Below are 12,332 nucleotides of genomic sequence, written 5' to 3' on the forward strand. Positions count from 1 at the left end.
CACGGCCCGTCGTTGCGCAAGCATTGTGCTCGCTACGGTGGAAATGTGCCGCACGATTCGACGCCCGCCTCCGAACCCGTTCTGCTGTCGCTGAGCGTGCCCACCACGGGCCCATCCGATCTGGTGGACGGGCTGGTCCGGCCACCGTCGGCGAATCCCCAGGCGCCGGTGCTCGACCTGACCCTGTCCGATGAGCGCGTCGCCGAATTCCTGGTCGGCGTGGCACATTCCGATACCGGATTCGTCGCCGTGACCGCCTCGGGCGAGCGAGCGGTGGCGATCGTCGCCGCCACGGTGGCCGCGTTGTGCGGCGAGAATATCCGGACCGCACTGACCAGCCCCGATATCGAATTCCTGCGCGGCCTGTCGGCGCCGGCCGTTCAGGCGCTGCGCGAGGTGCTGCTGGCCGTCGAAACCGAACGGGTGGAGGCGGTGACCGCGGCGCTGCGGGTGCTGACGCCCTGATCGCTGCCCGCCACGACCTGGGCTGTTACCGCCGGGTACGCGCAAACGGCGAGCGCGCAGCCAACTGCCAGTAATGTCGTATCCGTGCCGCGTATCGCCTATTTCGGACCGTCGGGAACTTTCACCGAGATGGCCCTGGCCCGACTCGAATCGGACGGGGCCTTCGACGAGCCGGTCGAGCGGATCGCCGCACCCAGTCAGGGCGCGGCACTCGAGATGATCCGCTCCGGTGCGGCCGACGGCGCGGTGGTGCCGATCGAGAGCTCGGTGGAGGGTTCCATCTCGGCGACCCTGGACGCCCTCGCGGTGGGCCCGCGGCTGCAGATCATCGCCGAAACCGAGCTCGACGTGGCGTTCACGATCGTGGCGAAACCCGGTATGGAACTGTCGCGGGTGCGCACGGTCGCGGCCTATCCGGTGGCGGCCGCGCAGGTGCGGTTGTGGCTGGCGGATCGGATGCCGCAGGCAGCGCTGTACACGTCGGCCTCCAACGCGGCCGCGGCCGAGGATGTCGTGGCCGGCCATGCCGACGCCGCGGTCTCGACCACACTGGCCGGTCAGCGCCTGAACCTCATCGAACTGGCCACCGGCGTCGCCGACCACGACCAGGCCATCACCCGCTTCGTGCTGGTCACTCCGCCGTGCGAGGCGCCGGCCCGTACCGGAGCGGACCGCACCTCGCTGGTGGTGCTCGAATTGGCGAACGAACCCGGGTCGCTGATGCGGGTTTTCGCCGAATTCGCCACTCGCGGTGTCGATCTGACCCGGATCGAATCCCGGCCGACGCGCACCGGGATGGGTACCTATCGCTTCTATCTGGATTGTGTCGGCCATATCGACGACACCGCCGTCGCCGAGGCCCTGAAAGCGCTGCACCGGACCGCCGGGCGGATCCGGTACCTGGGCTCCTGGCCGGCCAGTTCACCGAGTGGTTCGCCGCCGCCCGCCGACGAGCCGGCGGCGGCCTGGTTGGATGATGTGAAAAAGGGGGTGGACGCCTCATGACCGAAATCGGTGCGACTCTCGATCCCGTCGGTGGTTCCGGCAGGTTGGTGCTGGTCCGTCACGGCGAGACCGAGGGCAATGTCGCGAAACTTCTGGATACCCGCGTTCCCGGCTTACCGCTCACCGAACGCGGTGTGGCTCAAGCCAAGTCGTTCGCCTCGCGGTTGGCGGTGCCGCCGGTGCGGTTGTATTCCTCGGTGGCGCTGCGTGCTCAGCAGACCGCAGGCCATATCGAATCGGTGACCGGTGTGGGGGCCGAGGTGGTCGACGGCGTGTACGAGGTACAGGTCGGCGAACTGGAGGGGCAGAACTCCGAAGCGGCGCATCGGGAATTCCAGCGCGTCTACCGGTCCTGGCATCTGGGCGAGCTGAATACGCGGCTGCCGGGCGGCGAATCCGGCGAGGAGGTCCTCGAGCGGTATCTGCCCGTGCTGGAACAACTCCGGGACACCTATCTGCTCCCCGGTTCGAATTCGCGCGACGTGCTGCTGGTCAGTCACGGCGCCGCGATGCGACTGGCGGCCCGTGAACTCACCGGCGTCGCACCGCCGTTCACGACCAACAACCATTTGGACAACACCGAGACCATCGAACTGGCCCCGACGGCCGACGGCGGTTGGACCTGTGTCCGCTGGGGCCGCTACACCCCGCCGTTCGGATACCAGGTCGAACCGAAGGCCGACGACCCGATGGGTTAGCCGACGCCGGGCGCCGTCGGCTTGAAATCCTCACGGAGCGGAAGCTTTTCGATGAGGTCCTTGATGGCGGTCCGCAGCCGGCCCGGTGTCCCGCTCGCCAGCGAGGTCCACATGACCTCGTCGTCGGAGCGGGTGGTGACACCGATGAATCGCCCGTTGCGGGTGTTGTACACCGCGATCATCCCATCGGAGATGTCGCGGCTGGCATCGTTGTACACCACGCCGACGATCGAAGCGTGCGAATGGATTTCGACCAGCGCCGAGGCCAGCGCCTGCGCGTCGCGGGGCGGCCGCCCCACCCGGCCCAGGCGCTGGGCGGTGGTGGCGGCATCCCCGGCATCACCGAGGATCGGCTTGAGTTCCTCGGTCAGGACGTTCATTCCGCTGAGCTCGAGCGCCTCCGCCGGACCCAGCGCCGCCATGATCGTGCCCGGCAGGTCGTGTCCGGCTTCGTCGATGCTGTAGGAATTCGGCCCGCGCAGAGCGACGACATCGAGGTTGTCGCCCTTGGCGAGGCAGAATCGGTTCACCCGCTCGCCGACGTACCAGCGCATCGAGATCACCCAGTGCGGGCGGTACAGCCCGCGCAGCCGGTCTTCCAGGTCGTGATGGACGACCCCGTCGACGAGTAGCTCACGCGCGGTGAGCGATTCGGCGGCCGCGGACATTGCCCGGTCGTGGTCGACGACGTTGTCGTAGCGGCCCATCGCATTCAGCACGACCGGCACCTCGTCGATCTCCAGTTTCTCCAGCAGAAACTGCATCTCGTCGAGCGACACCACGACGGACTCGAGCATCGACGGCCCGCGGCCGGCGCCGAGTACGGTCACTTAGCGCGCTCCCGCGACCGGGTCCGCTCCGATGACACCGGGCGCGATGACCCGGCCGTCGGCGAAGTGCTCACCGCGCAGATAGTCGTTGCCCTGGTGCTCGCCCTCGTCGTCGTCGCTGTTCACCTGGCGGCCCAGCAGCGGGTTACCGGCGGCGTTGTTCGCGCGGGCCGGAGCCGGTGCGCCCATCTGCGCGACGGGTGCGGTCTCCGCCACCGGCGCGGTCGCGGCCGGACCACCGATCACATTGCCGGCGCCCCAGCCCTCGGGAAGTTGCAGCGTGCCGGCGCCATTCCCGATACCGACGGTGCTCCCACCGAAGGACACGGCGCGAGTGGCGGCCGCGGCGCCACCGGCGGCGGCGACACTACCGATGCCGCCCATCATCATCGGCGACATGCTCGCGGCCGGCGCGGCTTGGCTGGTGGCCGCGGCTATCGCGGTACCGGCCACATTGCCCACCGTGGAGACGCCCGTCGAGGCCACCGATCCGGCGACGTTGGCCGCCTGGGTCGCGGCGCTGACCACGCCCGGATCGCTCGCGAGCGCCTGTGCCACACCGATGGCGGTCTGCACCGGGTCGCTGCTGGTGTTCTGCGACGCCGCCTCGGCGCCGCTGTCGGCCAGTCCGGCGCCCGCCGCGATCGGCGGCGGCGTCAGGAATTCGGCCGGAGTCGCCGTCATGGCCTCGACGGTGGATTCGTAGGTGTCCATGACCAGGGCGGCCTGCACATCCAGTGCGGCCTTGGCGGCTTCGGCCGCCTCGGCGCTACCGTCCAGATCGCCGCCGTGGGCATGTGCCGCGACGCGCGCGGCATCCACCGCGGCGATCTCGGGCAGGCTCGGCATGGCAAGGGTGGCAACGGTATTGGCGGTGGCGTGTGCGGAGGCCTTCGCCGCCATCGCCGCCGCCTGCACACCCTGCTGTTCGGCCCAGCCGGTGAAGCCGGCGAGTTTGGTCAGTGCGACGGCGCCGTTGAGGCCGATCATGCCGACACCCAGTTCGGCCATGACCCGGGTGACGGTCGCGGTCGCGTCCACCCACGCCGCCGTCAGCCCACCCCATGCCGTGGCCGCGGCAGCGGCCGGAACGGCATGCGGACCCGCGGTCAGCAAACTCGAGTTGCCCTCGGCGAGCCGGGGCAGCCAGTAGATTCCGGTGATCCCTGCAGTCATTGTCTCTCCCCTGAACGAATGGTGTGGTGAAGGATCGGCGCCGGTCAGAACTGAATGGCGGCGGTGCCGGCCGCGTTGACCGCGTCCTGGGCGATGTAGGAGGCCAGCTGCTGACGCAGGATGGCGGCCGCGTGATGCAGCTCGAGGATGGCCTGCGCGGCCGCGCGGTCGTGGCTGAGAGCGCCCTCGTTCAGATGGGTTGCCGCGGCGACGGATACCTCTTCGGCGCCGGCGGGGACGACGTGGGTGGCCGGACCGCTCAAAGCAGTGGCGGCCGTGAGACGTTCGGCGAGCAGATCGAGTTCCGCCGAGGCCGCCAGGACGACTTCGGGCTGTACACCGAGCAGACCAACCATGACTCGAACTCCTTCTTGTGGCGGCTGTGCAAGTGTCGAGACTGCCCGAGCCTCAGTGCTGTTCCGGCACAGAGGATCCGGCAGACTCGTCGGTGGAACCACGAGAATTCCCCCTACGAGATGATTGGACGCGACGGCCCCCGGTTCGGTTCCCTCGAGTCACGAATCGATTCGACTTTACCCGCTACGCGCGTAAAGACTAGCCCCATCCCAAGTGATGCAGTCGTTCTTCGTCGATCCCGAAATAGTGAGCTATCTCATGGATCACGGTGATGGCCACTTCCTCGACGACCTGCCGTTCGTCGTCGCACATTTCCAGAATCGTGTCGCGATAGATGGTGACGGTGTCCGGCAGCGCGCCGCCGTACTGACTGTCCACCCGGTCGGTCAGGGCGATGCCGTGATAGAGCCCGAGCAGATGCGGATCCTCGGGATTGCGGGGTTCGATCAACACCACGACGTTGTCGATCGCCTGGGTGAGCGCGGGCGGAATCGTATCCAGCGCATCGCCGACCAGTTCTTCGAACCGGCTCTCCGACATCGACACCGGCATGGCGTCAGCGCTGCGGCGGAATCGGCGCGGGAGCCGCACCCGGCAGCGGCGCCGGGGTGGAACGCCCGGAACTCGGCGGCGGCACCGGAGCCTGGCCGTCGATCAGCACATCGCCCTTGGCCGATCCGGTGATGGTCGCGAAACCGTCCTGAGAGCCCTTGCCCACCAGGCAGTTCAGCTTGTGGCTGCCGACCAGCCAGCTGCGGGCGTCGAGGTTGTCCCAGAAGATGGTCAGCGTCTTGTTGATCAGCGCGTCCTGGCCACCGAGGTAATCGCCTGCGGCGCGGCCACATTCGTCCTGCATGAACTTGTCCTGATCGGCGTTCGCCGGCGGGCCGCCGTTGAAGTGGGTGCCGAGATCCACCGTCGACATCACCTCGTAGGCGTGCGGCTGGCCGCAGGGGACCGGTTCGTTGGTCGGCAGGTTCTGATTGATGCCGATGCAGGTGCCCGGATCGAAGACGCGCGACTGGTCGCTGTCGCGGACCCGGCCCACGGTCTGCTGTGTGGCGTTGCCCGTGGCGCTCACCAACTGCAGCCCGCACCGGATGGTCCGATCGCCGTTGCGCCAGCCCGGTTCACCCGGGTTGACCATGCCGACCACGAATCGCCCGCGCGGGTCGAGCCGGCCACCGAGGTAGGCGGCCGCGGCCGATGCGCAGTGTTCGTCGCGCAGTTCGCCGAAGCGCAGCGAATCGGGGAAGGCCGAGCCCGGCCCGAATTCGCGACCCGGATATTTGCTCAGGTCGATGTCGGCGGTGACCTCGAACAGATGTTTGTCGGCGCAGTTGACCTTGGTCAGATCCAGGGTTTTGGTGCTGGTCCAGGTGAGGCAGTCGCCGGTCTTGGCGGCGCCGAAGGCGGCGTCGGCACGACCCGCGGGCGGTTTCCCCGATCCGGGATCGTGCACCTCCAGTCCGTGCGAACTGCGAAACCCCGAGATGGAGAGCGTCACCAGCGCCGCCACCACGGCACCGACGGCGACCGCGAGCAGTCCCCACCGCAGCCGATGCGGATGCAACGCCTTGCCATCCTGCCCCAGGCGTTTCCCGGCGCCCGGCAACGGGCGGCGACGTTTCGCCCCGGCACGCCTGCGGCGAGGCATGTCGGATTCTTCGTTTCCCGGTTCCGGCGCCGCTGGCGCCCCATCGTCGGAGGACATCGCCGTCCATCATGGCAGGCCCCGTGCGAGGCCTGCCACGATCGGTTCGGATTTCACCGGATCCTCAGAAAATGCGGTGGACACCTCCCACTAGGCTGATTGCCCATGATCGACCTCCGATTCCTGCGCGAGAATCCCGAAGCGGTCCGTGCCTCGCAGCGTGCCCGCGGTGAGGACCCGGCGCTGGTGGATGCCCTGCTCGAGGCGGATGCCGCCCGCCGCGCCGCGGTCGCGACGGCGGACAACCTGCGCGCCGAACAGAAAGCGCTGGGTAAGAAGGTCGGCAAGGCGTCCCCCGACGAGCGCGCGACGCTGCTGGCGCATGCGCAGGAGTTGTCGGCGAAGGTGAAGGAGGCCGAGGCCGCCGAGAACGCCGCCGACGCCGAACTCGACACCGCCCACCGCGCGATCTCGAACGTCGTGCAGGAGGGCGCGCCCGCAGGCGGCGAGGACGATTTCGTGCTGCTCGAAACAGTGGGCACGCCCACCGAATTCGACTTCTCCCCGCGCGATCATCTCGACCTGGGCGAGGCGCTCGGACTGATCGATATGGAACGTGGCGCCAAGGTCTCGGGCGCGCGCTTCTACTTCCTGACCGGCTACGGCGCCCTGCTGCAACTGGGCCTGCTGCAGCTGGCCGCCCAGCGCGCGGTCGCCAACGGTTTCACCATGATGATCCCGCCGGTGCTGGTGCGCCCGGAGATCATGGCCGGAACGGGCTTCCTGGGGCAGCATTCGGCCGAGGTCTACCACCTCGACGACGACGATCTGTACCTGGTCGGCACCTCGGAGGTCCCGCTGGCCGGCTACCACTCGGGCGAGATCCTCGACCTGAGCGACGGGCCGAAGCGCTATGCCGGCTGGTCGTCGTGCTTCCGCCGCGAGGCGGGCAGTTACGGCAAGGACACCCGCGGCATCATCCGCGTGCACCAGTTCGACAAGGTCGAGATGTTCGTCTACTGCCGTCCCGAGGACGCCGACGCCGAACACCGCCGCCTGCTCGACTGGGAGAAGGAGATGCTCGCCGCGATCGAGGTCCCGTATCGGGTCATCGATGTGGCCGGCGGCGATCTCGGCAGCTCGGCCGCCCGCAAGTTCGACTGCGAGGCGTGGGTGCCGACCCAGCAGACCTATCGCGAACTCACCTCGACCTCGAACTGCACCACCTTCCAGGCCCGCCGCCTGTCGGTGCGCTATCGGGACGAGAACGGCAAGCCGCAGATCGCCGCGACCCTCAACGGCACCCTCGCGACCACGCGGTGGATCGTCGCGTTGCTGGAAAATCACCAGCAGGCCGACGGCTCGGTCCGGGTGCCCGCCGCACTGGTCCCGTTCGTGGGCCGCGAGGTGCTCGAGCCGCCGCGGTGATGACGGCGGCACCGCCGCGGTGACTTCGGCCTCGAATCCGGCGGTTGTCACTACTGCTATGCACCGCGTTGTCTAGGCTGGACGGCGTGCGAGGACTCGGGTCTCGCGGCGATACCCGCACGCAGGTTCGGGCGGCATCGGCGCTGGCGACGGCAATGGTCATGGCTCGGACCACCGGGGCGTTCTACGTCATGGGTGGGGTCCTGGGCCTGCTGATCACTGCCATCGCACCGGGAAACGAGGGCAACCGCCCGCTGGTCGGCTCGGCCGCAGCGGTCGCGCTGTTGCTCGGCGTGAGCCTGCTGATCTGGGGGCCTCGCCAGCCGCACTGGGTGCACCACGGGTATGTCGCGGTGGCGACGGTGCTGGTCACCATCGCCGTGCACTGGTTCCCGAATACGGTCGGCGCGATCACGCTCGCCGCCTTCTACGTCTTCGTCGCGGCGGATGCCGCGATCTTCTTCGCCTGGCGGCTGGCCGGGGCGCATGTGGCGTTCGCGGTCGTGCTCTGTCTGTGGGTGGTGCCGTCCCGGGGTCTGCCCTGGTGGTCGGGCATCATCCCGGCCGGAATCACGGTCGGCGTCGGCATCGTGGTCGGCATCCTCACCCGGATGGCCTCCGACGCCGATATCGACACACTCACCGGGCTGTTGAACCGCCGCGGTTTCGATCGCGCGCTCAACAGCGCCATCGGACATGCCGGGCGGACCGGTCAGGGACTCGCGTTGGTTCTGGTCGACCTGGACCGGTTCCAGAAGATCAACGATCATCTCGGCCATCGCGCCGGCGATGCCGTGCTGCAGCGCGTCGGCGACACCTGGTCGAAGCTGCTGGGCCCGGATCAGCTGCTGGCCCGCTACGGCGGCGACGCGTTCGCGCTGCTGTTGCCCAACACCACCGAACAGGCCGCGATCCTGCTGACCGAACAGCTGCGCGCCGCGGTCACCACGGGATGTTCGGCGGGTGTCACCTCCTGGCAGCCCGGCGAGTCCGGCTCGCTGCTGGTCAGTCGTGCCGATGTCGGCCTGTACCGGGCCAAGCAGGCCGGGCGCAACCGCACGGTGCTGGAATCGTCGCGGCAGCTGCCGCTGGCGGTCGAACTGCGCGAGGCCATCGATACCGGCGCGCTGGACGTGCACTACCAGCCCATCGTGAGCCTCGGTGAGGACGGCGCCCAGGCGGTCGGTGTGGAGGCGCTGCTGCGCTGGTCGTCCAACGCCCAGCCCGACGTCACCACCGAGGGGCTGATCCGGGTCGCCGAGGAATACGACCTGATCTCCGACCTCGACGAACTGGTCCTGCGGCGTGCGTGCGCGGATGCGGCCCGGCTGCAGGAGACCTTCGCCCAGCTCGATCTGACCCTGAACGTCAACGTCAGCGGTCTCGAATTGGCCGAGACCAACTACGCCGACCGGGTCTCCGGCATCCTCGCCGACACCGGCTGGCCCGCCGACCAGCTCGTCCTCGAGGTCACCGAGAGCGAATTGGCCGCCGAATCCCAGACCGCCATCGCGAATCTGCACCAATTGCGCGACAGCGGCGTTCGTATCGCCATCGACGACTTCGGCACCGGCTACTCCTCGCTGAGCCGGTTGGCCACCATCCCCAGCGACATCCTCAAGGTCGACCAGTCCTTCGTCGCCGCGATCCGTTCCGATTCGCCCGCGCCGCCGCTGCTGGGAGTGATTGCGGCGCTGAGCAAGTCGCTGGATCTGCAGGTGATCGCCGAGGGTGTGGAGACCGAGTATCAGGCGGCGGTGCTGACCGAACTCGGCTTCGCGCTCGCCCAGGGCTATCACTACAGCGATTCGCATCCGGTCTCCGAGCTGATCAGCGATATGAACTCCAACCGCGGGCTGGTCGGCGCCGGGACGACCGATCGGGATTTCGCCGCCAAGGGCTGGGTCCCGGTGGACAACAACGGCTTCGACCCGGAGGGCCTGGACCATCGGGGCTGACCCGGACCGCCGGGCGATTCGGGTCGCGGCATCGGCTCGCCCGGACCAACTACCGTGGCGGATATGACTGCGGTCCGCGAACGAACCGACGTGCGGCGCTGGATCGGTGTCCTGCTCGGCCTGTGCTGCGGCGCCGGTGTGGCGGTCCAGGCGCGAATCAACGGTGATCTCGGCGATCGGCTGAACGACGGAATCGCCGCGGCCGTCATCAGTTTCGGCTCCGGGCTGCTCCTGCTCCTCCTTGTCAGCGGGTTCAGCGGGCGAATGCGTACCGGCCTGGCCGCGATCCGCCGTTCGGTGCATGTCGGCCGGCTGCGGTGGTGGCATCTACTCGGGGGATTGTGCGGTGCGTTCTTCGTTGCCTGCCAAGGCTTGTCCGTGGCGACGATCGGCGTCACCGCCTTCACCATCGCCGTGGTCGCGGGTCAGTTGACCAGCGGACTCGTCGTGGACCGTCTGGGTGTGGGACCGGCCGGCGTGACGCCCGTGACGCCGGTCCGACTCGGTGCGGCGGTACTCGCGGTCGCTGCGGTCTGTGTCGCCGCCCTGGGCCGCTCCGGCGGCGAATCCGGGGCCGGTGGAGGCGCGGCCTATCTGCTGATCGCGCTGCCCGCTCTGGCGGGCCTCGGCCTCGCGTGGCAACAGGCGGTCAACGGGCGGCTGGCGACCGTCGGCGGGCCCGTGCCGGCCACCACGATCAACTTCGCGACCGGAACCGTGGGCCTGTTGGTCGTGGAGGCGGCACAGCTCGCTCGGATCGGTTGGCCCACCGGCTTTCCCACCGAACCGTGGCTCTATCTCGGCGGGGCGATCGGGGTCTTCTTCATCGCGGTGGCGGCGTTGATCGTGCGCTGGATCGGAGTGCTCCTGTTCGGCCTGACCTCGGTGTCCGGCCAGCTCATCGGTTCGGTGGTCCTGGATGTCGTCGCGCCGACGGGCACCCGGCTGTCGACGCTGACCGTCGTCGGCTGCGGATTGACGTTGCTCGCCGCCGCCATCGGCGTCCTCGGGCAGGGCCGCGCCGAACCGGACTGACGGCGATATCGGCGCGCTGCCGCACGAATCAGCGCGCCCGTGTTTCGTCGCTCAGGGCCGGAAGGCGCGAAGTGTGAGCTCCACCAGTGCGTCGGCGTACGCGTCGTCGAGCGGCCCGTACCGCAGCAGCCACCGCTGATACACCGGGGCATACAGCATTTCGAGCATCAGATCGAGGTCGGCATCCGCCCGGACCTGCCCCGCCGCCTGCGCGCTGCGTAACCGCTCCTTCTTGGCCTCGTCGACGGGACGCCGCAACTGCCGGTCGTACTGTGCGGCCAGTTCCGGATCGTTGATGATCTCGGTGTTGAGCGCCCGCACCGGTTTCTCGAAGTCCGCATCGGCGAATTCCGCGACTGTCGCTCGCATCACGAGTTTCAGATCCGCCTCGATATCCCCGGTGTCCGGCAGCGAGATGCCCTGCCCGTCGGATTCGCTCAGGTGCAGGAACGATTCGAAGATCACCGCGCCCTTGGACGGCCACCAGCGATAGATCGTCTGTTTACCGACCCCCGCACGCGCGGCGATCGCCTCGATCGAGACCTTCCGATACCCGACCTCGGAGATCAACTCGCGAGTGGCCGCCAGAATCGCCTGCCGTGACTTCTCGCTGCGCCGGGTGCTGTCGGGTTCGGGTTTCGCGGTAGCGGACACGCGGCCGACCCTAGCATTTCTACCGAGACGAGACGGTTCGTGTTGACAATTCGAGACGCGACCACCACACTTGCCCGAGACGAGACGGACCGTCTCGAAACGAGAGGATGTGGATATGACCACTGGTAAGACCTGGTTCATCACCGGCGCTTCCCGTGGGCTGGGGCGTGCGTTCACCGAGGCCGCCTTGCATGCCGGTGATCGAGTGGTCGGGGCCGCTCGTGACGTCGAACCGCTACGGGACCTCGCTGTGGCACATCCGGATCGGCTTTTTCCGCTCAGCGTGGACGTGTCGGATCGCCGGGCCGTATTCGAGGCCGTCGAGCGGGCCGTTGCGCTGGTCGGCGATCTCGACGTCGTGGTGAACAACGCGGGCGGCATGCTCTACGGCATGGTCGAGGAGGCGACCGAGGACCAGATCCGCGCGCATCTGGATGTCAACTTCTTCGGCGCGGTGTGGGTGGTCCAAGCCGTGCTGCCGCGGCTGCGCGCACAGGGTCACGGCCGCATCCTGCAGGTCACCTCGATGGGAACCGCCGGCGGTATGGCCGCCGTCGGCTACTACGGCGCCGGGAAGGCGGCGCTGGCCTCGCTGACCGAAGCTCTGGCGATGGAGGTCGAACCCTTCGGAATCAAGGTCACCAACCTGGAAATGGGCGGTTACGACACCGGCCTGTTCACCGCGGGAACGACCGCCACCGCGGCCCTGCCGCACTACGAACCACTGCGCGAAGAACTCGCACGCATGTGGGGCGACGAATCCGGTCCGGCGCCGAGTTCGGCGTCGCCGGTGATCATGCAACTGGTCGAACTGGAGGATCCGCCGCGACGTCTGATCGTGGGCGGCAACTCGTTCGATCAGGTCGCCGACCTTTATGCGGCGCGCTCCGACGGCTATCGAGCCTGGGAGTCGCTCAGCCGATTGGCCCCCGGCTGATGGGCGGGCGGGTGAACTATTCGTGCAAACCTGAGCCGTCCGTGCGGAAATCGGGCTGTTGCGTTTTGGGGTGGGTGGTGCGTAGCGCCGTCCACCCTGAAATGTTGGTTGTGGTGACGGGTATGGGGTTGGTGG

13 protein-coding genes are annotated in these 12,332 nt (G+C 68.4%); 7 read left to right on the forward strand and 6 right to left on the reverse strand.

What is annotated here, in order from left to right:
- Positions 1 to 45 precede the first annotated feature (45 nt).
- From NE2_RS29590 to NE2_RS29600, 3 genes are all read left to right on the forward strand, one after another.
- Positions 46 to 465 carry a hypothetical protein gene (locus tag NE2_RS29590; protein ID WP_063031416.1) on the forward strand — a complete coding sequence of 140 codons (420 nt, stop codon included), beginning with the start codon at positions 46 to 48 and terminating at the stop codon, positions 463 to 465.
- A gap of 84 nt (positions 466 to 549) precedes the next feature.
- Positions 550 to 1,470: a prephenate dehydratase gene (gene pheA, locus NE2_RS29595; protein ID WP_063016463.1), complete on the forward strand. Its 921-nt coding sequence runs from the start codon at positions 550 to 552 to the stop codon at positions 1,468 to 1,470.
- The gene (locus NE2_RS29600; protein WP_063031418.1) at positions 1,467 to 2,168 is read left to right on the forward strand and encodes a histidine phosphatase family protein; all 702 of its coding nucleotides are present in this window, start codon (positions 1,467 to 1,469) and stop codon (positions 2,166 to 2,168) included. The genes pheA and NE2_RS29600 overlap by 4 nt, the downstream gene beginning before the upstream one ends.
- On the opposite strand, the gene NE2_RS29605 is transcribed toward NE2_RS29600, so the two are convergent.
- From NE2_RS29605 to NE2_RS29625, 5 genes are all read right to left on the reverse strand, one after another.
- The gene (locus tag NE2_RS29605; RefSeq protein WP_063031420.1) at positions 2,165 to 2,998 is read right to left on the reverse strand and encodes an ESX secretion-associated protein EspG; all 834 of its coding nucleotides are present in this window, start codon (positions 2,996 to 2,998) and stop codon (positions 2,165 to 2,167) included. The genes NE2_RS29600 and NE2_RS29605 overlap by 4 nt on opposite strands.
- Positions 2,999 to 4,174: a PPE domain-containing protein gene (locus NE2_RS29610; RefSeq protein WP_063031422.1), complete on the reverse strand. Its 1,176-nt coding sequence runs from the start codon at positions 4,172 to 4,174 to the stop codon at positions 2,999 to 3,001.
- 44 nt (positions 4,175 to 4,218) lie between these two features.
- Entirely contained in the window at positions 4,219 to 4,530 is a 312-nt protein-coding gene (locus tag NE2_RS29615; protein WP_030516766.1) for a PE family protein, read from the reverse strand.
- 199 nt (positions 4,531 to 4,729) lie between these two features.
- Positions 4,730 to 5,083 carry a metallopeptidase family protein gene (locus tag NE2_RS29620; protein WP_063031424.1) on the reverse strand — a complete coding sequence of 118 codons (354 nt, stop codon included), beginning with the start codon at positions 5,081 to 5,083 and terminating at the stop codon, positions 4,730 to 4,732.
- Between the two features lie 4 nt (positions 5,084 to 5,087).
- A complete protein-coding gene (locus NE2_RS29625; protein ID WP_369829518.1) occupies positions 5,088 to 6,245 on the reverse strand; it encodes a septum formation family protein in 1,158 nt (385 codons plus the stop codon).
- Positions 6,246 to 6,350: 105 nt separating this feature from the next.
- Here NE2_RS29625 and serS point away from each other — a divergent pair, with 105 nt between their 5' ends.
- From serS to NE2_RS29640, 3 genes are all read left to right on the forward strand, one after another.
- Positions 6,351 to 7,613, forward strand: coding sequence for a serine--tRNA ligase (gene serS / locus NE2_RS29630; RefSeq protein WP_063016448.1), 1,263 nt, complete (start codon positions 6,351 to 6,353; stop codon positions 7,611 to 7,613).
- A gap of 86 nt (positions 7,614 to 7,699) precedes the next feature.
- Positions 7,700 to 9,571 (forward strand): putative bifunctional diguanylate cyclase/phosphodiesterase, encoded by a 1,872-nt coding sequence (locus tag NE2_RS29635; RefSeq protein ID WP_233429914.1) that lies wholly within the window; start codon positions 7,700 to 7,702, stop codon positions 9,569 to 9,571.
- A 63-nt stretch (positions 9,572 to 9,634) separates the two neighbouring features.
- Positions 9,635 to 10,606 carry a DMT family transporter gene (locus NE2_RS29640; protein WP_063031430.1) on the forward strand — a complete coding sequence of 324 codons (972 nt, stop codon included), beginning with the start codon at positions 9,635 to 9,637 and terminating at the stop codon, positions 10,604 to 10,606.
- 51 nt (positions 10,607 to 10,657) lie between these two features.
- Here the strand turns inward: NE2_RS29640 and NE2_RS29645 are convergent, their stop codons facing one another.
- Positions 10,658 to 11,260 carry a TetR/AcrR family transcriptional regulator gene (locus tag NE2_RS29645; RefSeq protein ID WP_063031432.1) on the reverse strand — a complete coding sequence of 201 codons (603 nt, stop codon included), beginning with the start codon at positions 11,258 to 11,260 and terminating at the stop codon, positions 10,658 to 10,660.
- Between the two features lie 115 nt (positions 11,261 to 11,375).
- Here NE2_RS29645 and NE2_RS29650 point away from each other — a divergent pair, with 115 nt between their 5' ends.
- A complete protein-coding gene (locus NE2_RS29650) occupies positions 11,376 to 12,197 on the forward strand; it encodes an SDR family NAD(P)-dependent oxidoreductase (protein WP_063031434.1) in 822 nt (273 codons plus the stop codon).
- The last annotated feature ends 135 nt before the right edge of the window (positions 12,198 to 12,332 follow it).

Source organism: Nocardia elegans NBRC 108235 (assembly GCF_001612845.1).
Lineage (GTDB): Bacteria > Actinomycetota > Actinomycetes > Mycobacteriales > Mycobacteriaceae > Nocardia > Nocardia nova.